Here is a 19402-nt window from a genome sequence, read left to right as displayed (position 1 = left end):
GCCACGGCACGTGTTTCTCGATCTATGGTATTGGAACGCCGAACGCGAGCCTATGTGCGTATTTCGACGGATATCGCTGCACAACCTCGAACTCGGCGAACGGTGCTTCTTCTGAGACGGGCGTACTTTGGTGAAGTGACCTCTAATCGACCTGGCATCACCACTGTCGGCGAGTTGCGTGCATCCGGACACGTGCAGCGCTCTGTGAAAGAAGAACTCCGGGAAAATCTGCTCGACGCATTGCGTGAGGGCAGGGATGCGTGGCCGGGAATTCTGGGCTTCGACAAGACTGTGCTTCCGCAGTTCGAGCGAGCGATTCTTGCTGGTCATGACGTTGTTCTGCTCGGTGAACGCGGGCAGGGAAAGACGCGCCTTCTTCGTACGTTGAATCTTCTGCTCGACGAGTGGGCGCCTGTCATCGCAGGTTCCGAGCTCGGCGAGCATCCGTACGAACCCATCACTCCGGCGAGCATCAGACGGGCACGTGAGCTCGGCGACGCGTTGCCCGTCGAGTGGCGTCACCGTAGCGAGCGATACTCGGAGAAGCTGGCTACTCCGGATACGTCGGTTGCGGACCTTGTCGGCGATGTCGACCCGGTGAAGGTTGCCGAGGGACGGAGTCTAGGGGATCCGGAGACCATCCACTTCGGGCTCGTGCCGCGGAGTCATCGGGGGATCGTGGCGATCAACGAGCTCCCCGATCTTGCGGAACGTATTCAGGTTTCGCTGCTGAACGTCATGGAGGAGCGGGACATCCAGGTCCGCGGCTACACGCTGCGTCTGCCGCTCGATGTCGTGCTCGTCGCGAGTGCGAATCCCGAGGACTACACCAACCGTGGGCGGATCATCACTCCGTTGAAGGACCGTTTCGGCGCGGAGATTCGTACTCACTACCCGCATGCGTTGGCCGACGAGATCTCGGTGATCGAGCAGGAGGCCAACCTCCCGGCGAACGTGCCGTCGTACCTTCTCGAAGTGCTGGCGCGGTTCACCAGGCTGCTGCGTGAGTCGCCGTCCGTCGACCAGCGTTCGGGTGTGTCGGCGCGGTTCGCCATCGCCGCGGCGGAGACCATCGCGGCCGCGGCGGTGCATCGTGCTGCGGTTCTCGGCGAGAGCGATGCGGTGGCGCGGCCGGTAGACCTCGGAACCATCATCGAAGTCCTCAGGGGCAAGGTGGAATTCGAGTCCGGTGAAGAGGGCCGTGAGACCGAGGTGCTCGAGCATTTGCTTCGACGCTCGACGGCCGACACGGTGCGGGACCGGCTGGGTGGGATCAATCTGGCACCGCTCGTCACGGCCATCGAACAGGGTGAGCCGGTGGTGACGGGCGATCGAATCGCCGCCAAGACACTGATCGGTGAGCTGCCGGACCTCGACGTGCTTCAGGAGATCGACGAGCGTCTGAACGCGACGTCCGATGGCGAGCGGGCTGCCGCAACGGAACTCGCACTGGAAGGGCTATACCTTGCGCGAAGGATTTCCAAGGATCCCGATGACGACGGACAGACGGTGTACAGCTGATGCCTGCCAGTAGATACGGGCGGTATCACGACGGCCCCGATCCACTGGCACCGCCGGTAGACCTGCGCGAAGCGCTTGAGTCGATCGGTGAGGACGTGCTCGAGGGCGCATCGCCGCGTCGGGCGATGCAGGAGATGCTCCGGCGGGGTACCCGGAACATGCGGGGCCTCGACGATCTGGCGGCCGAGGCCAACCGTCGGCGACGGGATCTTCTGCGGAAGAACAACCTCGACGGAACACTCCAGGAGGTCCGCGAACTCCTGGACAAAGCCGTCCTCGAGGAGCGCAAAGCGTTGGCTCGTGCGCTCGACGACGACGCGCGTTTCCAGGAGATGCAAATCGGGGATCTGTCCCCGTCGACGGCGCAGGCCGTGCAGGAGCTAGCCGATTACGACTGGCGTTCGTCGGAAGCTCGCGAGAACTACGAGAAGATCAAGGATCTGCTCGGGCGTGAGATGTTGGACCAGCGTTTCGCGGGTATGAAGAATGCGCTCGAGAACGGGACGGACGAGGATCGGCAAGCCATCAGCGAGATGCTGAAGGATCTCAACGAGCTTCTGGACAAGCACAACCGAGGCGAGGACACCGATCAGGACTTCTCGGAGTTCATGGCCAAGCACGGCCAGCACTTCCCCGAGAATCCGTCGAACGTCGAGGAGCTACTCGATTCCCTGGCCCAGCGATCCGCGGCAGCTCAGCGTCTGCGCAACTCGCTCAGTCCGGAGCAGCGAGCGGAGCTCGATGCGTTGGCGCAGCAGGCATTCGGAGATTCGAATCTGCTGCAGCAACTCGACCAGCTCGATCAGAACCTCCAGCAAGCCAGACCGGGGGAGGATTGGGACGGGTCGCAGAACTTCCGTGGCGAGAACGGCATGGGTCTTGGCGACGGAACCGGTGCGCTACAGGACATCGCTGACCTGGAGAACCTCGGAAACCAGCTCTCTCAGCAGTACAACGGCGCCGCGCTCGACGACATCGACGCCGACGCGTTGCTGAAACAGTTGGGGCCGGAAGCTGCGGCGGATGCTCGGATGTTGGCCGAGCTCGAAAAGGCGCTCGAACAGCAAGGATTCATGGACAAGGGTGCCGACGGTCAATGGCGGTTGTCGCCCAAGGCGATGCGTCAGCTGGGACAGTCCGCCCTCAAGGACGTCGCGGGACGAATTTCCCGACGCGGCGGCGAGCGGGACACGCGCAAGGCCGGTGCGATGGGCGAGCCGACGGGGGCTTCTCGGGCATGGGAATTCGGTGACACCGAGCCGTGGGACGTCACCCGCACCGTCAACAATGCCGTCCTGCGCACCGCAGCCGAGGGCTCGACGTTCCCAGTGCAGCTTCAAGTGACCGACGTCGAGATCAGCGAGACCGAAACGCGGACGCAGGCGGCCGTCGCGCTGCTCGTCGACACGTCGTTCTCCATGGTGATGGACGGTCGCTGGGTGCCGATGAAACGCACCGCTCTTGCGTTGAATCACCTCGTCAGCACCAGGTTTCGCGGAGACGATCTGCAGCTGATCGGCTTCGGTCGTCACGCGCAGACACTGACGGCATCGGAACTGGCCGGTCTCGACGGGGCGTACGACCAGGGCACCAATCTGCATCACGCGTTGATGCTGGCGGTGCGGCACCTGCGTCGGCATCCCAACGCGCAACCCGTCGTGCTGATCGTGACCGACGGCGAACCCACCGCGCACCTCGAGCCCGACGGGCATGCATATTTCGACTATCCGCCGTCGAACAGGACTTTGGGGCTGACGGTCCGTGAACTGGATACGGTGGCGAAGCTGGGTGCGCAGGTGACCATCTTCCGGTTGGGAGACGATCCGGGGCTGGCCCGCGTCGTGGACAAGATGGCCGAGCGGGTAGGTGGGCGAGTCATCGCTCCCGAGTTGGATGGGCTCGGAGCCGCAGTGGTGTCGGACTATCTGAAACGCAGGAAGTCCCGTTAGTCCTTGGCCTTGATGCTGACGCCGCCCCAGAATGCGAAGCCCGTCACGACGATTCGCGGGGCGCCGGGAGCACCTTGTTGGCTCAGATGATCGAAGCCGCCCATGATGCCTGCGCCGCGTACTTCGACGGCGACGTTGCGGGGGACCGTGATGTCGATGCCGCCCATGATCGCGACGCAGTTGATCGTCACCTCGGGAGCCGAGAAGTGCGCTCTGCGTAGGTCGATTTCACCGCCGCCCCAGAACGCGACGGCCTCGACGCGGGGTGCGACGGTCCATTCGCCTTTGCGCTCGAATCCACTCATGATGGCGACGGCGCGATCGGTGGAACGGCTGGGAGTCGAGTAGAGAGCTTCGGTGGGCGGCGTCAGCGCAAGGTCACTGGTGAGAACATCGAGTTCGCCGTAGGTTTTTGCGCGGTACGCGGCGGCCGTGCGCTCGTCGTACTCGGACACCGTGAGCTGGCCACTGGCAAGAGCGTCGCTGAGGAGTTTGGCGACGAGGTTGCGGTCCGCGTCGGCGGCGCGGACGGATTCACGGTTCTGTTCGGGCAGGTGATCGCTCACCTGGGTCAGGTTACTAGGCTGCGTTGACGATGGCGCGGTCTCCGACGGGCGAACTCAAGGTCATCTGCATCGTGCCGTACACGGCGACCATGATGCAGGCCTTGTCCGCGGCCTCGGGAAGCGTTCCGGTTCGTAGCGCGATGACGACCTCGGTATCGGACTCGGTGACCTCTACTTCGGCCCCGTAACACTCCGGGGTTCCGGTGACGAAATGGATGGCGATGGTGTTGGGGGAGATCTGGCTCCACGACTCGAACGGCGTCGACACAGCGCGCACCAGCCCTGGTGTGGACTCGAACATCGTCCCGACGTCGCCCACCGGGACCTCGACGGGCACCGGCGGTGCACTGGGACTGTGCATGAGCTGCGCCGACGTAGGGGTGGTGGCTTCGACGTCGTCACCGCCGTCGGCAGGGTCGTTGCCGCACCCGACGAGCAGGACGCACAGCAGAACTCCTGCAGCCAGAAACCTCATGGCTCCAAAGTAACCGCGGGAGCTGAGGAGAACCTTTGGGTAGTCGAAGAATCGGGCGACGGGTCTAGGCGAGCAGGGCCGTCACCAGTGCGATGACGGGTATCGCCGCGATGGTGGTGACGAAGGCCGTGTCCCGGGCCATGACGACGGCGCGGTCGTAGCGGTTCGCGAAGACGAAGACGTTCTGGGCGGTGGGGAGGGCGGAGATGACGGTGATGGCGAAGAGTTCGTGGCCTTCCAATCCCATCGCGAGTCCCATCAGGTAACCGAGGACCGGCTGGAGCACCATTTTCATCGTCGACGCGAGGACGACGTCTCGCCTGGGGCTCTTGCCTTTCTGGAGGACGCGGGCGCCGTAGAGGGAGAGACCGAACGCGAGAAGAGCGCCGGGAACGGCAGCGCCGCCGACCAGGTCGAACGGTTGCATGATGGCTTCCGGCAGTTCGATGCCGAAGATGGACAGCAGGAGTCCTGCGGCGCCGGCGAGGACGATGGGGTTCTTGAAGGGCGTGACGACGATGTTGCGGATGGACGCCTTCTTGCCCATGGTCGACAGGTCCAGGATGGTCAGTGCCAACGGCGAGTACACCATGATCTGGAAGAGCAGCAGAGGCGCGACGAAGTTGGCGTCGCCCAGTACGAAGACTGCGATCGGGATTCCGAGGTTGGCGGCGTTGACGTAGGACGATGCCAGGCCGCCTATGGTCGCCTCGGGTACACGGCGTTTCAGCACGAGCCGTGCCAGGAGGAAGTAGAGGGATCCGACGACGAGCGCGGTGACGCCGGCGATCACGAGGATCGGCGACAGGATGACTGCGAGATCCGCCTGAGCGAGTGTCACGAACAACAGGGCGGGTGTTGCGACGAAGAACACGAGCCGGCTGAGGACGAACTGGCCGTGCTCGCCGAGGACCCGGAACTTCGCGAGTACGTAGCCGAGCGCGATGACGATGAAGATGACCGTGAAGCCTTCGAGAACACCGGACATGGAGCGGTAGGTCTCGTTTCTCTCAGGGAGGCTGGCCAGGACTAACTCTAGTGCTCACGCAGAAAGGCCACGCACCCGGAGAGTGCGTGGCCTTTCGTACGAGAAGTTGTTACCGGCTGGTGAACGGCAGCAAGGCCATCTCACGAGCGTTCTTCACTGCGACGGCGACCTGACGCTGCTGCTGCGGCGTGAGGCCGGTGACGCGGCGGCTGCGGATCTTGCCGCGGTCCGAGATGAACTGACGAAGAAGGTTGATGTCCTTGTAGTCCACCGTGGTCACCTTGGCGGCGTTCAACGGGTTCTTCTTGGGTCGACGTCCTGCCTCTGCGCGGACCTTCTTCGACGGTGCTCTCTTGACTGCCATCTGTTCTTCCCTGTTCCTTACCAGCTCGACTTGTGGACGCCTGGCAGCTCCCCACGGTGGGCCATCTCGCGTACCTTCACGCGTGACAGTCCAAATTTCCGCAGGTGGCCGCGCGGACGTCCATCCGCAGCGTCACGATTGCGCAATCGTACCGGACTCGCGTCGCGCGGTAGACGCTGCAGTGCCGCTTGGGCCTCGGCTCGCTCGGAATCGGGCGTCGAGGGCTTCCGAACGATCTCCTTCAATTCGGCCCGGCGCGCTGCCCAGCGGGCGACGACGACCTTGCGCTGCTCGTTCTTGGCGATCTTCGATTTCTTGGCCATGTCAGCGCTCCTCACGGAAGTCGACGTGCTTGCGGACGACGGGGTCGTACTTCTTCAGGACGATGCGATCGGGGTCGTTGCGACGGTTCTTCCTGGTCACGTAGGTGTATCCGGTGCCTGCGGTCGACTTGAGTTTGATGATCGGACGGACGTCCGTGCTCTTTGCCATCAGACTTTTTCTCCTCGTGCCACGAGTTCGGCGACGACGGCGTCGATTCCGTCACGGTCGATGGTCTTGATCCCCTTCGCCGAGAGCGTCAGCGTGACGCGGCGGCCGAGGCTCGGGACGAAGTAGGTCTTCTTCTGGATGTTCGGGTCCCAGCGACGGCTGGTCCTGACGTGCGAGTGCGAAACGGACTTACCGAATCCCGGCTTCCGTCCCGTCACCTGGCAGTGCGCGGACATACGCGGTCCTCTCTAGCTGACATGACAATCGTTTTCGACAAAGCGATGTTTCGAATGTAGCGTGACAACGCAAGAAATGACAATCGTTGTCGATAGAAGGGGTCTGCTTGTGGACGGCCGCACACCACTCGTACTCGTATCCGGTTGGACGGGTGCCATGGACGACGTGGTGACCTCACTGCTCGGGCCGGGCACCGTCGCCGTACGCCACGACCTCAGTCGCGTCTACGAGGGCGTCGTCCGCCGGACGCTCTACATGGACGGCGACGCACCGCGCGAAACCATTCTCGAGCTCGCGCACGGCTGTGTCTCCTGCACGCTGCGTGAGGACCTCCTCCCGCTACTGAGGACGCTGTCCACCCGTAGTTCGGTGCGACGGATCGTTCTGGCGATGGATCCTGCCCTCGAGCCGGAAGCGTTGTGCTGGGCGATCGAGAACGTCGTCGTCGCGGGCATCGTCGGTCAGGTCGACGGATCGGCCTCGCGAGACGTCCGTATCGAAGCCGTGATCGACTGCCTCGACGCCGCCACCTGGCTCGCGGACGCCACCGGCGACGACGCCCTGGCCGACCGAGGAATCGTGGCCAGCGGCGACGACGACCGGACCGTCGCGCAGGTCGTCGTCGGGCAGGTCGACTATGCCGATGCCCTCGTCGTCACCGCAGGCCCGGAGGTCGACGCGTGGGAACGCGCCAAGCTCGCCGCCGTGCTGGCTCGTCTCGCTCCCGGGGCGCCCATCGCCTGGGTGGGGCCGGGGCACAGGCTCGACGCCGACGCGCTGGTCGCGGCCGTCCCGCTGGGTGCGCGTCGCGGCACCGTCACCGACGCCCACTCGCCGCTGCTGCGCGGCGAACCTCCACTCACCGCGGATTGCGGAGTGACCCTTGTCGAGTTCTCGGCGACGCGTCCTTTCCATCCCGAGCGCTTGCACGAGGCGATCGACGTTCTGCTCGACGGTGTCGTCACCGCACGGGGACGCGCCTGGGTGGCAACTCAGCCCGACGAGGCCCTGTGGATCGAATCCGCCGGCGGCGGCCTGCGCGTCGCCAGTGCCGGAAAATGGCTGGCCGCAATGACACCGGAGGAACAGGACGCCGTCGACACCTCGCGTCGGGCGATGGCTGCCCTTCGGTGGAACGACGAGTTCGGTGACCGGGACACCTCGCTGGTCGTCCTGGTCCACGCCGCCGACCCCTCCGAAATCGACCGGACGCTGCAGTGGGCGCTGGTGTCCGACGACGAGATGACCGACCGCCACGCGTGGGCCGAATGGAACGACCCGTTCGGTCAATGGCACGAAGACCCGTGCGAAACAACAGAATCCCCGTACTCCGAGCAGAAGAAAGAGGCACAGGAATGAAGGCAGGAATCCACCCCGACTACCACCCCGTGGTATTCCAGGACGCAGGAACAGGAACCAAATTCCTCACCCGATCCACCATCACCTCGACCCGCGACATCGAATGGGAAGACGGCAACACCTACCCGCTCGTCATCGTCGACGTCACCAGCGAGTCCCACCCCTTCTGGACCGGTGCCGCACGCATCATGGACACCCAGGGTCGCGTCGAAAAGTTCGAGAAGCGCTACGGCCGTCGCAGCCGTAAGGAGGCCTGAGACATGGCTGTACCGAAGCGGAAGATGTCGCGGTCCAACACCCGCAGCCGTCGTGCACAGTGGAAAGCCGTCGCTCCCGACCTCGTGAGCGTCCGCGTCGGCGGGCAGGAATTCAAAGTCCCGCGCCGGCTCGTCAGGGCCGTACAGACAGGTGTCTACGACCCGAGCTGAACCGTCCTTTGTCCAGAACCAACCCGTTTATCCGAGCGAACGTGGGGTTCGGTCAGTCTGACTGACCGAACCCCACGTTCGCTCCGCGTCGGGAGGGCAAACAAACCCCTGGCGTCCGGTGTGGAGAAGCCGTTAGTCTGTCGAAGTGTCCACTTCCTTCGCTCTTCGGTCCGCTGCTGCCCTGACGTGCACTGTTCTTGCGTGCACCATGGCAGGTGCTGTTGCATCCGCAGAGCCGGTGGACAGGACGCCCGGCACAATTGTGGATACGTCGCCGCTGCCCACGGATCTGTGGATTCCCGGAACCGGTGAGGCGCAGCGCATCACGTACTGGACTGTCGGATCCGATGGTGCTCCGGCGCTCAGTAGTGGAACGTTTTTCGTTCCGGAGGGACCGGCGCCCGAGGGTGGTTGGCCTGTCGTCGGTTGGGCTCATGGCACTTCGGGTCTCGCCGACGAGTGTGCGCCGTCCCGTGTCGGCCCCGCCGACCGTGAGCGAGATTTCGGCTACCTGTCGACGTGGATCGACCAGGGATACGCGATTGCCGCGACCGATTACGTCGGCCTGGGCACGCCTGGCTTGATGCCGTATCTCGACGGCAAGGTGTCTGCACACAGTGTCGTGGATTCGGTGAAGGCGGCCAGATCCGTCGAGCCGTCGTTGTCGAACAAGTGGGTAGTGATCGGCCAGTCCCAGGGCGGTGGCGCAGCGATCACCACCGCTCGATACGCGACGGAATACGGTGGCCCCGAGCTGGATTACCGCGGAGCCGTCGGGACCGGGGTGCCGGCGAACATCGAGCTGGCACTTCTGCCGCTGGGACCGGGAGTTCTTCCGGTCGCCGCGGGCAAGGGTCTGACGACGTACCTGCTGTACATCCTGGCGGGTCTGCGATATGCGCATCCGGAGATCGACCTCGACTCGTACCTCACCGAACAGGGAAGACAGCTGGTCGACCGCGCGGAAAGGGTCTGCGTGTTCGATGCTGAGGACGAGTTCGCCGGCACCGTCTCCGGTGATCTGTTCGCCAAACCGCTGAACCAGATTCCGAATTTCTACGGTCTGTTGAACGACTACATGGGCGTGCCCGTCTCCGGCTACGACCGACCGGTCTTCATCGGACAAGGTCTGACGGACGTGGATGTGCCTGCGCCCGCTGCTCTTTCACTGGTTGCTCAGATGAAGTCGAACGGTCAGGACGTCACGCTCCACACGTACCCGACGGATCACAGCGGTGCACTACTGCAATCACAGGCGGATTCCGTTCCGTTCGTGAAACGACTTTTCGAATAACGCCAACCAGTCACGCACCGTATGAAGGCGTTCATTCTTCTGTGATTGACTAACGTTAGCGCGCAACACTTCTGACCAATTTTGTCGGTGGTCGGTGGTTGGATACGTCGCATGTCAATCATCGACCTCTCCCGTGAAGATCACTCGTACTTCCTCGGGCTGTTCCAGACCGATGGTCATCTGCAAGCCAGTACCGGTCGAAAAGGGAAGGCTTCGATTGAACTGGCAGTCAAGGATCGAGAGCTATTGATGCAGCTTTCCGCACTGTTTCCCAGCGTCAATGTGAACATTTCGACTCGTACGAGAACCACTAATTTCTCGGATTCTTACACCTCTGCCACATGGCGTGCCTGCAGCCTCGAATTTCGACGGGAGTTGCAAGCGTGCGGCGTCCCAGTTGGTCGCAAATCCCTGAGAATCCAGCCGCCCGATATTCCCTATCATGCGCGGGGCTACTTCCGTGGACTGATCGACGGTGATGGCAGCGTAGGGTTCACTCGAAGGGGGTTCCCGTTTGTAGCTTTTCTTACAGCTTCGGAGGCGATGGCCGATCACTTCTGCGCGACGGCGAAGACGATCACAGGAGCCGTACGAAACCCGAAGCGAAACAAACGTGACAATGCTTTTTCTCTGATGGTGGCCAGCGATCCTGCATCACAATTGGCGAAGTGGGCGTACCCGCCGGGCTGCCTTGCTCTGGACCGTAAGCGACGATCGGCAGCCGCCGTCGCGGCCTGGGCCAGACCCGAAGGAATGCGTGCGCGCGCACTTCTGGGCAAACGCGCTTGGACGCCGGAGGAGGATTTCATCGCTGTGACGTTGCCGCGCGAAGCGGCTGCGCAGAAACTCAATCGGACGGTGAGTTCGGTGAAAGTCAGGGTGTGGAGGCTCGAGCAGGTCGCCAAGTTCGCAGATGCCGGGGCCGTGGCGCCGACCGTTGATACGGCTACCGAAGCCGACCGATAACCTTCGCGAACATGCCTCTGCTCAGTGTTACTGGGTTTGATTGTCGGCGTGCTTCACACATGTTTTTCTCACAGCCACTTCTGGCGTTTGAAGACCAGGTAGAGGACGGAGGACAGGACGACCATGCCGAGGATGGCCATGGGATATCCCAGGTGCCATTTGAGTTCCGGCATGTCCTCGAAGTTCATCCCGTAGATGGCGGCGATCAGCGAGGGAGCGAACAGGATTGCGCCCCAGGACGATATTTTCTTGGTCTGCTCGGTCTGATCGAGGCTGACCTGCGTCATGGCGCGCATTTCCTCGTTCTGCTGCTGCGCGACGAGTGTGGCGTGGGTTTGCAACGCGTTCTGCAGCGTCGCTTTGAAACCCTCCACGCGTTCGGTGATGCGGACGCAGTGGTCGAGGACGTCGCGGAGGGATCGTTTGAGTTCGACGTCGAGTTCGTACTCGTTGTTGCCGCGCTTCAGGGCGTCGATCATCGACACCAATGGTTCGGTTGCGCGCTGGAATTCGGCTACTTCACGCGAGAGCGTGTAGATGCGTCGGGACACGGACGGGTCGCCGGAGAAAAGCTGGTCCTCGATTTCGTCGATGTCGTTCTGCAGCCCTTCGACGACGGGCTCGTACTCGTCGACGACCTGGTCGAGGATGGCGTACATGACGGCTTCGGTGCCGAGCGTCAACAGCTCGGGATCGGCTTCCAATCGCGATCTGACGGCGGACAATTCGGGCGATTCGGCGTGGCGGATGGTGACGACGAAGTCCGGTCCGAGGAAGACGTGCAGCTCACCGAACTCGACCTTCTCGGTTTCGTCGATGTAGCGGGCGGGCCGGAAGACGACGAAGAGTTGGTCGCCGTACTGCTCGAGCTTGGGGCGCTGGTGGGCGGCGATGGCGTCTTCGACGGCAAGGCGGTGGAGGCCGAATTCGGCTGCAACCGAATTGATCTCCTCTTCCTCGGGTCGGTACAGTCCGATCCACGCCATGCCGTGTCGATCCCGCATGGCCTCGTACGTGCTGTCGAGGTTGTCCGGGGTGACGGCACGCTTGCCGTCGACATACACCGCGTTGTCGACGATCGGCAACTTTCTCACCTGCACTCTCTTCGGTAGTGACCGTGGAAAGCCTGCCAGACCGGGTCGCAGGCGTCAGACTGGGTGTATGGATCAGCGCGTACATTTCCTGACACTCGCTACTCCCGACGTCGACGCGTCCCGGGCGTTCTACCGAGACGGCCTCGGGTGGACACCTCTACTGGATGTACCGGGAGAGATCATCTTCTTCCAGATCGCGTCGGGCTTGGTTCTGGGCTTGTTCGACGCGCAGAAGTTCACCGAGGATCTGGGGCGGAACGACGGGCCCGCAACGGTGGGCGGGTTGACGCTCTCCCACAACGTCGGCTCGCCCGCCGAGGCCGACGCAGTGGTGAAGGCGGCCGTCGAGGCAGGCGGAACATTGATCAAGCAGCCGCAGAAAGCTGCATTCGGTGGGTACAACGGCCACTTCGCCGACCCCAACGGCGTCATCTGGGAGGTATGCCACAACCCCGGCTGGAGCGTGGACGAGGACGGGACCGTGAAGCTGAAGGAAGTCTGATCACACCATGTCGATTCAACGGATTCTGTCGGAGGTCGAAACCTACGAGGGTGTACTCGACCTTGCTCCAGGGCCTGGGAGTGCACACCCGGAGATATCGTGGGGCGATCACTTCTTCTATTACGCGCCCGACGGACAGATTCCGCGCACCCGTCAACCGTTCGCGACGATCGTGACGAAAAACTATCCCGGGGACACGGGTTCGCGTCTGGACGACACCGATCGTTGGCGCCTGAACATTCATTCGGGAGCGGACCGGTTCACCGAAGATCCGTCGGTGAGTGACGTCGGCGCCGTGGATGTGTTTCTTCCTCATCCGGTGTACCCGGGTTGGGTGTGCGTGGTGAATCCGGGGACTCGAAGCCTCGATTCTGCTCTTGAGCTTCTTCGAATCGCGTACCTGGCCGATCGGCAACGCGTCGAGCGCCGAGCGCGTCGATCGGACTCCGCGTCCGACGGATCGGAGTAGGAGACTCGTCCACCAGCGAGTTGGAGGCGTCGACCACTCGTGCGACGCTTGTCCCGTGCTGGTCGAGGTGCTGGGGTATGTGGGAATCGTGGCGTTTGCGGCGTCCGGGGCGTTGATCGGTGTTCGTAAGCGGTTGGACTTGTTCGGGGTGTGCGTCGTCGGGATCACGACGGGTATCGGCGGGGGCATCATTCGCGACGTTCTGCTGGGGATTCATCCGCCGACGTCGTTGGATCAGTGGCCGAATGTGACGGTTGCTCTGGTGACGTCGTTGGTGGTGTTCGTGGCGCATCCGGTGATGAATCGGATTTGGCGTGGGGTTCTGTTGTTCGATGCGTTCGGGATGGGGCTGTTCGCGGCGACGGGTGCGACGGTCGCGTTGGCTGCCGGTGGCAGCTCGTTGTCTGCATGCTTGATCGGCGCGACGACGGCTGTTGCCGGTGGCGTCATTCGAGATGTTCTCGTCAACGAGGTCCCGCTGCTGCTGCGTCGTGACTTGTACGCGGTGCCGGCTCTGCTGGGGTCGACGGTGGTGGCGGTCGTCGAGGGGTCGGGTCTTCCGGACAACGTGGGCCTGGTCGCGGGCACGATCCTTGCGACGGGTCTGCGGGTGCTGGCTCTGTGGCGACGATGGAATCTGCCGATTGCGCGGCGCCTGCCGAGTGTGGACTAGACCCCTTCTCAGACATATCTCAGTCCGTCAGGACAAACTATGACAATGCGCATTTTGGTTGTCGACGACGATCGAGCAGTCCGGGACTCGCTCAGGAGGTCGCTCACCTTCAACGGGTACACGGTGGAATTGGCGGTCGACGGGCTCGATGCGCTCGAGAAAGTCGCTGCGGCTCGCCCGGACGCGTTGGTTCTCGACGTCATGATGCCGCGGTTGGACGGGTTGGAAGTGTGTCGTCGGCTGCGCAGTACGGGCGATGATCTGCCCATCCTGGTGCTGACTGCGCGTGACTCCGTCTCCGAGCGCGTCGCGGGACTCGACGCCGGCGCCGACGACTATCTGCCCAAGCCTTTCGCGCTCGAAGAACTGCTTGCTCGCTTACGTGCGCTGCTTCGCCGGACGGCCATGGACGCCGAGGGCGAATCGGAGGCGATGACCTTCGCTGATCTGTCGCTCGATCCCGTGACCCGTGAGGTCACCCGCGGGGAGCGGTCGATCAGTCTGACACGCACCGAATTCTCGTTGATGGAGATGCTGATGATGAACCCGCGTCGGGTTCTCACTCGCAGCCGCATCCTGGAGGAGGTGTGGGGGTACGACTTCCCGACGTCGGGCAACGCTCTCGAGGTGTACGTCGGCTACTTGCGTCGTAAGACCGAGGCCGAGGGCGAGCCTCGGTTGATCCACACTGTCCGCGGCGTCGGTTACGTTCTCCGCGAGACGCCTCCGTGATGGTCGCTCCCTTCGGTCAGCGTTCGTCGGCAGGGCAGCGCTCGTCGGCAGGGCAGCGTTCGTCGGACCCGGCCGCGATGCGTCCTCCGATGCCGCTGACTCGCACGGTGTCTCTTCGCTGGCGGGTGACGTTGTTGGCGGCGTCGGTGGTGGCTGTGGCGGTGGCCGTGATGGCGATCGCGGCGTACGCGGTGGTCTCGCGGGCTCTGTACGGCGACGTGGACAGTCAGCTCCGCACGCGTGCGGACGCTCTGATCAACAGCAACATCGTCACGTTCGACCCTCGTTATGTCGCCGGTGCGACGCTCTACAGCACCGACGTGTCCGTCGCGCTCGTCTTTCCGGACCTGAGCAAGTACGTGCCGCCGGGTTCGAAGGTGCCGATCGGTGAGCCGGAAATCGCTGTCGCGGAGGGGCGGACGGATCTGTCCTTGCGCACGGTCGACGATCAGCGTGTTCTGAGTCAGCGTGCGCAGGACGGCAGTGCGATCGTCATCGCGCAAAGATTGTCGCCGACGGGTGCTGTGCTGGACCGGCTTGCGTGGGTGCTTCTGATCGTCGGCGCCTTCGGCGTGGTACTGGCGGCAGGTGCGGGTATGGCTGTCGGCAGAACCGGGCTGAGACCCATTGCGCGTCTGACCGCTGCTGCGGAACGGGTTGCGCGGACGGATGATCTGACGCCGATTCCCGTGACCGGCGACGACGAATTGGCCCGGCTGACGACGAGTTTCAACACCATGCTTCGTGCGTTGGCCGAATCGCGTGGGCGGCAGAGCCGATTGGTCGCCGACGCCGGTCACGAGTTGCGTACGCCGCTGACGTCACTGCGAACCAACATGGAATTGTTGATCGCTGCCGGCCGTCCCGGGGCGCCGGCGATTCCGGACGAGGACATGGCAGAGCTGCGCACGGACGTCGTCGCGCAGATTCAGGAGTTGTCCACCCTCGTCGGTGATCTGGTGGATCTGGCTCGGGAGGACGCACCGGAGACGGTGTTCGAGCGGGTGGATCTCGCCGACGCCGTCGAGCGGAGTCTCGAGCGAGCGAGGCGTCGTCGCAACGAAATCGACTTCGATGCGACGCTCGAGCCGTGGTTCGTCTACGGCGATCAGGCCGGGTTGTCGCGCGCGGTTCTGAACGTGTTGGACAATGCCGCCAAGTGGAGTCCGGCGGGCGGTGAAGTTCGTGTGGTGATGCGCAAGATCGGTGACGGTTTGATGGAGCTGACCGTCGATGACGCGGGTCCTGGAATTCCCGAGGAGGACCGGGAATTGGTGTTCGAGCGGTTCTATCGCTCGACGGCATCGCGGTCCATGCCGGGTTCCGGTCTCGGGTTGGCGATCGTGCGCCAGGTCGTCGTGAAGCACGGTGGAACCATCGGTGTCGAGGTGTCGGACCGCGGCGGTGCGCTCATTCGGATCGTTCTGCCGGGTGAATCGGCGCCGGACCTGGTGGCTGCCGAAGAGGGCGATTCCGACGGCACAGTCATGGGAAACTGATAGGCGCATCTCAGCGCACTCTCAGTACGGACCGGCAATGTAGTCGACAACAGAGCGGGTGACTTCGCACCACGCGAGGTTTCTAGTGAAAGAAGCGACTGCAGATGACCGACGATCGTAACGACTCCGAGCCGAACACGACCCCGCACGATCCTGCCCAGCAGAATCCGACGCGACAGAATCCGGCTCCGCAGTCCGATCAGCATGCGACACAGCAGTTCCCGACTCAGCAGGGGCAGCAGGGTTCGCACAACCCGTACGGCGCTCCTTCGTACGGCCACAATCCGTACCAGCAGGGCGCGCCCACCCAGAGCTACGGATACACCCAGTCTCATGCAGCTCCGACGCAGCACGACGCTCCGGTGCAGGCTCCGCCCGCACTGCGCAGGCGACCGGGCCGCGCGACGATCGCTGCGGGTGCTATTGCACTCGTTCTGGTCGGCGGCGGAATCGGCGGGGCAGTGGGTGTGTACGCGGCGGGAGGCGGCAACGGTGCCGGCAACGCCACCAACTCACTCAACTCGACGGTGACGGCGGCTCAGCCTGCGGCGAACATCCCCGACGGTTCCATTCAGGCCGTCGCGAACAAGGTCCTTCCCAGCGTCGTGCAGATCCAGGTGACCGGCAGTCAGGCCGAGGGCGAGGGTTCCGGGGTGATCCTGTCGTCGGATGGCCTTATTCTGACCAACAACCACGTGGCGACGGGCGCGGGAGCCAACGGCAAGCTCACGGTCGCCTTCAACGACGGTTCGACGGCTCAGGCGACGCTGGTCGGTGCCGATGCGGTCTCGGACATGGCCGTCATCAAGGTCGAGGGTCGCACCGACCTGACGCCGATCGAGCTCGGAACGTCGTCGAACCTCCAGGTCGGTCAGCAGGTCGTGGCCATCGGCTCGCCTCTGGGCCTGGCCGGAACCGTCACGACGGGCATCGTGTCCTCGCTCAACCGCCCGGTCTCGACGAGCGGTGAATCCGGCAACCAGAACTCCGTCATCGACGCCATTCAGACGGATGCGGCCATCAACCCCGGTAACTCCGGTGGAGCGCTCGTGAACACCGAGGGCCAGCTGATCGGCATCAACACCGCTATCGCGACCCTCGGCGGTGGCCAGTCGACCGGATCGCAGAGCGGATCGATCGGCCTTGGCTTCGCAATTCCGGTCGATCAGGCAAAGCGCATCGCCGACGAACTGAGTACGACGGGCAAGGCCACGCAGGCGATGATCGGCGTCCAGGTGCCGTCTCAGGACAACGCGAACGGCGCGACGGTCGTCGAGGTCACCGAAGGCGGTCCTGCGGCTGGAGCGGGCATCCCGACGGGTGCGGTCATCACCAAGGTCGACGATCGTGTGATCACGAGCGGTGACGCACTGATCGCCGCTGTGCGTTCGCACGCGCCGGGAGACTCGGTGAAGATCACCTACACCGAGGGCGGCAGCGAGAAGACTGTGGACGTGACACTCGGAACGGCAGAGCCTCAGACGGCGGCGGTGCAGGCACCGTCCGAGTCGCAGTCGCCGCTGCAGATCCCCGGCTTCCCCGGTGGTCGATGATGCCGATCGACACCGAACGTCTGGCGACAGTGGCAACTATTTACGCACAGCGTGAATCGGGAGCGGGCTCTACTACTACGGTTATCGGTATGGAACACGAGGCACCTCTGGCCGGGCGGGCTTTGGTCGTGATCGTCGACGATCGGACCGCACACAGCAACGAGAAGGATTCGACGGGTCCGTTGGTAACGGAGCTGCTCACCGAGGCGGGCTTCCTGGTCGACGGGGTCGTCGCGGTGACGTCGGACGAGGTCGACGTTCGGAACGCGCTCAACACGGCGGTGATCGGCGGTGTCGATCTGGTGGTGTCGATCGGCGGAACCGGTGTCTCGCCGCGCGACGTGACTCCCGACGTCACGGCCGAGGTGTTGGACCGAGAGATTCCAGGAATCAGCGAGGCGCTGCGGTCCTCAGGTCTCGCGGCGGGTTCGCTCGACGCCGGCCTGTCGCGTGGTCTCGTGGGGGTATCGGGGAGCACCCTGGTGGTCAACCTCGCGTCCTCGCGGGCGGCAATCCGCGACGGTATGGCGACGTTGACCCCGCTGGCCGCACAGGTCATCACCGAGCTGTCCGGATTGGACGCTTGAGCATCGCCGATGCCTGAGGACGAGACGCCCGGGAGTAACAGGGCAGAGCAGAACAAGACAGAGCTAGACGCTGAGAGCCGGGCCCGTGCGCAACGGGCCCGGCTTGCTCGCGTTTTCGGCGACGTTCTCCCCGAACAGACTGCCGACGATCGGAGCGAGTCGACGTCCAGGACGTCGGCCGACTGGTTCGAACGCGAGCGTCCGCCCCATCACTTTTGATGTGATCCACAACACATTTCTTTGTGTGAATCACAGTCCTGTTAGTAGTTCGTTTACGCGCCGTTAGCGTCGGCTCGTGTCCGATACGCACTGCTTGACTTCCAATCAGGGCGATTCGAAACCTCGCGCCCGGCGATCGGTCTCCGCCCGGGCACTGCGTTACTTGAACGTCTTCCCATATCAGCGCGTGTTTACGCCGCGGTGAGGTTTGTAACGGATCGACAACGGCGGCGATGGGTGTGACCGGGGTTACTGTCCGGTAGGGTGTGAAAACCGTTCACATGCTTGAAACACATCACGATTCGGGCATGTACGACGGGCAATCGTAGGGATTGTCACGATCCGGCAACTCCTCTAATGTTCCCCTCAGCTTCTGGCAGACCGGGTGCGAGCAACACGCTCCGGACGCGGCTGGCAGAACTGTTATACGAACCTGATCCAAGGATCTAGTTCTGCTCGGGGAGTCGTAGCGTCGTTGCTGACGAGGAACCGAGGGTGAAAGCCACAAGCTTCCCGTGCGACTGCGCTGGGACTGAACATGATGAGGAAGTAAATGACGGAGATCCAGAAGCCGCGGCGTAGCCGTGGACTGAAGTCCATGGGCGCTGCAGTTGTTGCCGGCGCTTCGGTTGTCGGCCTGGTGCTCGGTACGGGTACCGCGTCCGCCGCTGTCGACAGCACCAACTCGGTTGTGGATGCCAACGGCAACCTCATCACCGTGACGCTGTCCGACACCTTCATCAACAGCGTCCCGCCGCTGGATGGCAACCCGCTCACTCGTGAGTGGTTCGCCAACGGTGTTGCAGGCTGGACCGTTACCGGACCCGACGCCGACGACTTCGAGGGCACCGTGAAGGTCGGATACCAGGTCGGCTACCCGGCCAGCCTCGGCGGCAAGATCACCTTCGGCTACGAGACCCCGAACTTCAGCATCGGTGGAAGCTCGGATTACACCACCGCTTTGGACGGCACTGAGACCACGGTTGGTGGCGACTCGTCCTACTCCACCAACAACCTCCTGCCGTCGGTCGGGTTCTCGGCTGAGATCGCTCCCGGACCCGGCATCGTCGACGCCACCGGCGCTTCGGGTGATGTCCAGGGCACCGAGGGTGACGGAACCGGCCCGTCCGGCACGATCCAGATCGCCAATGTTCACGGCACAGCTACCGGCATCCTCGGCAACGTCCGCGTCCGCCCGTACGTGTCGGTCACCAGCTCCACCGGTGACGTTGCTGTGACCTACGGCAACCCATGGGTTTTCAACTGATCTCGATCTGTTGACAACGGTTTCATCCCAGTGTTGACACACTGACATCACGATCGGGCCCGTCCGGAATCATCCGGGCGGGCCCGATCTGTGTTGTCTCCCTTCCATCTTCGATGACGTGCGGCAGGTGCCGGTGCACCTGCACGGCACGAGAAATGGCTGATACCA

At 63.5% G+C, this 19402-nt stretch carries 23 protein-coding genes; 15 read left to right on the top strand and 8 right to left on the bottom strand.

Annotation, left to right across the window (positions count from 1 at the left end; genetic code table 11):
* The first annotated feature begins 135 nt into the window (after positions 1 to 135).
* A complete protein-coding gene (locus CH293_RS03640; protein WP_037103887.1) occupies positions 136 to 1521 on the top strand; it encodes a sigma 54-interacting transcriptional regulator in 1386 nt (461 codons plus the stop codon).
* Entirely contained in the window at positions 1521 to 3470 is a 1950-nt protein-coding gene (locus CH293_RS03635; protein WP_094719399.1) for a VWA domain-containing protein, read from the top strand. Before CH293_RS03640 ends, CH293_RS03635 begins: the two co-directional genes overlap by 1 nt.
* Here the strand turns inward: CH293_RS03635 and CH293_RS03630 are convergent.
* The 7 genes from CH293_RS03630 to rpmB all read right to left on the bottom strand — a co-directional run bounded on the left by CH293_RS03630 (position 3467) and on the right by rpmB (position 6591).
* Complete coding sequence (locus tag CH293_RS03630; RefSeq protein WP_094719398.1) at positions 3467 to 4036, bottom strand: DUF1707 domain-containing protein; 570 nt, start codon at positions 4034 to 4036, stop codon at positions 3467 to 3469. The two genes, CH293_RS03635 and CH293_RS03630, sit on opposite strands and share 4 nt — an antisense overlap.
* A gap of 13 nt (positions 4037 to 4049) precedes the next feature.
* On the bottom strand, positions 4050 to 4511 hold the full coding sequence (locus CH293_RS03625) for a hypothetical protein (protein WP_019664482.1): 462 nt from the start codon (positions 4509 to 4511) through the stop codon (positions 4050 to 4052).
* Positions 4512 to 4575: 64 nt separating this feature from the next.
* Positions 4576 to 5499 (bottom strand): AEC family transporter, encoded by a 924-nt coding sequence (locus CH293_RS03620; protein ID WP_094719397.1) that lies wholly within the window; start codon positions 5497 to 5499, stop codon positions 4576 to 4578.
* Positions 5500 to 5608: 109 nt separating this feature from the next.
* Positions 5609 to 5863 carry a 30S ribosomal protein S18 gene (rpsR, locus tag CH293_RS03615; RefSeq protein WP_008719028.1) on the bottom strand — a complete coding sequence of 85 codons (255 nt, stop codon included), beginning with the start codon at positions 5861 to 5863 and terminating at the stop codon, positions 5609 to 5611.
* A gap of 17 nt (positions 5864 to 5880) precedes the next feature.
* A complete protein-coding gene (rpsN, locus tag CH293_RS03610; protein ID WP_037103923.1) occupies positions 5881 to 6186 on the bottom strand; it encodes a 30S ribosomal protein S14 in 306 nt (101 codons plus the stop codon).
* 1 nt (position 6187) lies between these two features.
* On the bottom strand, positions 6188 to 6358 hold the full coding sequence (gene rpmG, locus CH293_RS03605) for a 50S ribosomal protein L33 (protein WP_170945158.1): 171 nt from the start codon (positions 6356 to 6358) through the stop codon (positions 6188 to 6190).
* On the bottom strand, positions 6355 to 6591 hold the full coding sequence (gene rpmB, locus CH293_RS03600) for a 50S ribosomal protein L28 (RefSeq protein WP_037103928.1): 237 nt from the start codon (positions 6589 to 6591) through the stop codon (positions 6355 to 6357). Before rpmB ends, rpmG begins: the two co-directional genes overlap by 4 nt.
* A 76-nt stretch (positions 6592 to 6667) precedes the next feature.
* On the opposite strand from rpmB, the gene CH293_RS03595 reads away from it, so the two are divergent.
* From CH293_RS03595 to CH293_RS27815, 5 genes are all read left to right on the top strand, one after another.
* Entirely contained in the window at positions 6668 to 7951 is a 1284-nt protein-coding gene (locus CH293_RS03595) for a GTP-binding protein (RefSeq protein ID WP_176459897.1), read from the top strand.
* Positions 7948 to 8208 carry a type B 50S ribosomal protein L31 gene (locus CH293_RS03590; protein WP_037110617.1) on the top strand — a complete coding sequence of 87 codons (261 nt, stop codon included), beginning with the start codon at positions 7948 to 7950 and terminating at the stop codon, positions 8206 to 8208. The genes CH293_RS03595 and CH293_RS03590 overlap by 4 nt, the downstream gene beginning before the upstream one ends.
* Positions 8209 to 8211: 3 nt before the next feature.
* On the top strand, positions 8212 to 8379 hold the full coding sequence (gene rpmF / locus CH293_RS03585) for a 50S ribosomal protein L32 (RefSeq protein ID WP_094719395.1): 168 nt from the start codon (positions 8212 to 8214) through the stop codon (positions 8377 to 8379).
* 208 nt (positions 8380 to 8587) lie between these two features.
* Positions 8588 to 9673: a lipase family protein gene (locus CH293_RS03580; RefSeq protein WP_369597556.1), complete on the top strand. Its 1086-nt coding sequence runs from the start codon at positions 8588 to 8590 to the stop codon at positions 9671 to 9673.
* 111 nt (positions 9674 to 9784) lie between these two features.
* On the top strand, positions 9785 to 10639 hold the full coding sequence (locus CH293_RS27815; protein ID WP_141217135.1) for an LAGLIDADG family homing endonuclease: 855 nt from the start codon (positions 9785 to 9787) through the stop codon (positions 10637 to 10639).
* A 68-nt stretch (positions 10640 to 10707) separates the two neighbouring features.
* Here the strand turns inward: CH293_RS27815 and CH293_RS03570 are convergent, their stop codons facing one another.
* A complete protein-coding gene (locus CH293_RS03570; RefSeq protein ID WP_037110770.1) occupies positions 10708 to 11724 on the bottom strand; it encodes a magnesium and cobalt transport protein CorA in 1017 nt (338 codons plus the stop codon).
* Positions 11725 to 11800: 76 nt separating this feature from the next.
* On the opposite strand from CH293_RS03570, the gene CH293_RS03565 reads away from it, so the two are divergent.
* The 8 genes from CH293_RS03565 (at position 11801) to CH293_RS03525 (ending at position 19234) form a co-directional block, all read left to right on the top strand.
* Positions 11801 to 12235, top strand: coding sequence for a VOC family protein (locus CH293_RS03565; protein ID WP_094719392.1), 435 nt, complete (start codon positions 11801 to 11803; stop codon positions 12233 to 12235).
* A 7-nt stretch (positions 12236 to 12242) separates the two neighbouring features.
* Positions 12243 to 12704 carry a DUF6194 family protein gene (locus tag CH293_RS03560; RefSeq protein ID WP_094719391.1) on the top strand — a complete coding sequence of 154 codons (462 nt, stop codon included), beginning with the start codon at positions 12243 to 12245 and terminating at the stop codon, positions 12702 to 12704.
* Between the two features lie 55 nt (positions 12705 to 12759).
* A complete protein-coding gene (locus CH293_RS03555; protein WP_094719390.1) occupies positions 12760 to 13377 on the top strand; it encodes a trimeric intracellular cation channel family protein in 618 nt (205 codons plus the stop codon).
* 39 nt (positions 13378 to 13416) lie between these two features.
* The gene (locus CH293_RS03550) at positions 13417 to 14109 is read left to right on the top strand and encodes a response regulator transcription factor (RefSeq protein ID WP_170945144.1); all 693 of its coding nucleotides are present in this window, start codon (positions 13417 to 13419) and stop codon (positions 14107 to 14109) included.
* Positions 14110 to 14186: 77 nt separating this feature from the next.
* Positions 14187 to 15608 carry a HAMP domain-containing sensor histidine kinase gene (locus tag CH293_RS03545; RefSeq protein WP_241483806.1) on the top strand — a complete coding sequence of 474 codons (1422 nt, stop codon included), beginning with the start codon at positions 14187 to 14189 and terminating at the stop codon, positions 15606 to 15608.
* Positions 15609 to 15712: 104 nt separating this feature from the next.
* On the top strand, positions 15713 to 17161 hold the full coding sequence (locus CH293_RS03540; RefSeq protein WP_094719389.1) for a S1C family serine protease: 1449 nt from the start codon (positions 15713 to 15715) through the stop codon (positions 17159 to 17161).
* A gap of 89 nt (positions 17162 to 17250) precedes the next feature.
* On the top strand, positions 17251 to 17748 hold the full coding sequence (locus tag CH293_RS03535) for a molybdenum cofactor biosynthesis protein B (protein ID WP_019664499.1): 498 nt from the start codon (positions 17251 to 17253) through the stop codon (positions 17746 to 17748).
* A gap of 772 nt (positions 17749 to 18520) precedes the next feature.
* On the top strand, positions 18521 to 19234 hold the full coding sequence (locus tag CH293_RS03525; protein ID WP_094719388.1) for an MspA family porin: 714 nt from the start codon (positions 18521 to 18523) through the stop codon (positions 19232 to 19234).
* The last annotated feature ends 168 nt before the right edge of the window (positions 19235 to 19402 follow it).

The organism is Rhodococcus sp. 14-2470-1b (assembly GCF_002259415.1).
Classification (GTDB): domain Bacteria; phylum Actinomycetota; class Actinomycetes; order Mycobacteriales; family Mycobacteriaceae; genus Rhodococcoides.
This window is presented reverse-complemented; position numbering and strand designations above follow the sequence as displayed.

Coding starts and splice junctions, on each gene's coding strand:
- CH293_RS03635 (WP_094719399.1), top strand. CDS start 1,521: ATGCCTGCCAGTAGATACGGGCGGTATCACGACGGCCCCGATCCACTG.
- CH293_RS03625 (WP_019664482.1), bottom strand. CDS start 4,511: ATGAGGTTTCTGGCTGCAGGAGTTCTGCTGTGCGTCCTGCTCGTCGGG.
- CH293_RS03620 (WP_094719397.1), bottom strand. CDS start 5,499: ATGTCCGGTGTTCTCGAAGGCTTCACGGTCATCTTCATCGTCATCGCG.
- rpsR (WP_008719028.1), bottom strand. CDS start 5,863: ATGGCAGTCAAGAGAGCACCGTCGAAGAAGGTCCGCGCAGAGGCAGGA.
- rpsN (WP_037103923.1), bottom strand. CDS start 6,186: ATGGCCAAGAAATCGAAGATCGCCAAGAACGAGCAGCGCAAGGTCGTC.
- rpmB (WP_037103928.1), bottom strand. CDS start 6,591: ATGTCCGCGCACTGCCAGGTGACGGGACGGAAGCCGGGATTCGGTAAG.
- CH293_RS03595 (WP_176459897.1), top strand. CDS start 6,668: ATGACAATCGTTGTCGATAGAAGGGGTCTGCTTGTGGACGGCCGCACA.
- CH293_RS03590 (WP_037110617.1), top strand. CDS start 7,948: ATGAAGGCAGGAATCCACCCCGACTACCACCCCGTGGTATTCCAGGAC.
- rpmF (WP_094719395.1), top strand. CDS start 8,212: ATGGCTGTACCGAAGCGGAAGATGTCGCGGTCCAACACCCGCAGCCGT.
- CH293_RS03580 (WP_369597556.1), top strand. CDS start 8,588: ATGGCAGGTGCTGTTGCATCCGCAGAGCCGGTGGACAGGACGCCCGGC.
- CH293_RS27815 (WP_141217135.1), top strand. CDS start 9,785: ATGTCAATCATCGACCTCTCCCGTGAAGATCACTCGTACTTCCTCGGG.
- CH293_RS03565 (WP_094719392.1), top strand. CDS start 11,801: ATGGATCAGCGCGTACATTTCCTGACACTCGCTACTCCCGACGTCGAC.
- CH293_RS03560 (WP_094719391.1), top strand. CDS start 12,243: ATGTCGATTCAACGGATTCTGTCGGAGGTCGAAACCTACGAGGGTGTA.
- CH293_RS03550 (WP_170945144.1), top strand. CDS start 13,417: ATGACAATGCGCATTTTGGTTGTCGACGACGATCGAGCAGTCCGGGAC.
- CH293_RS03545 (WP_241483806.1), top strand. CDS start 14,187: ATGCGTCCTCCGATGCCGCTGACTCGCACGGTGTCTCTTCGCTGGCGG.
- CH293_RS03540 (WP_094719389.1), top strand. CDS start 15,713: ATGACCGACGATCGTAACGACTCCGAGCCGAACACGACCCCGCACGAT.
- CH293_RS03535 (WP_019664499.1), top strand. CDS start 17,251: ATGGAACACGAGGCACCTCTGGCCGGGCGGGCTTTGGTCGTGATCGTC.
- CH293_RS03525 (WP_094719388.1), top strand. CDS start 18,521: ATGACGGAGATCCAGAAGCCGCGGCGTAGCCGTGGACTGAAGTCCATG.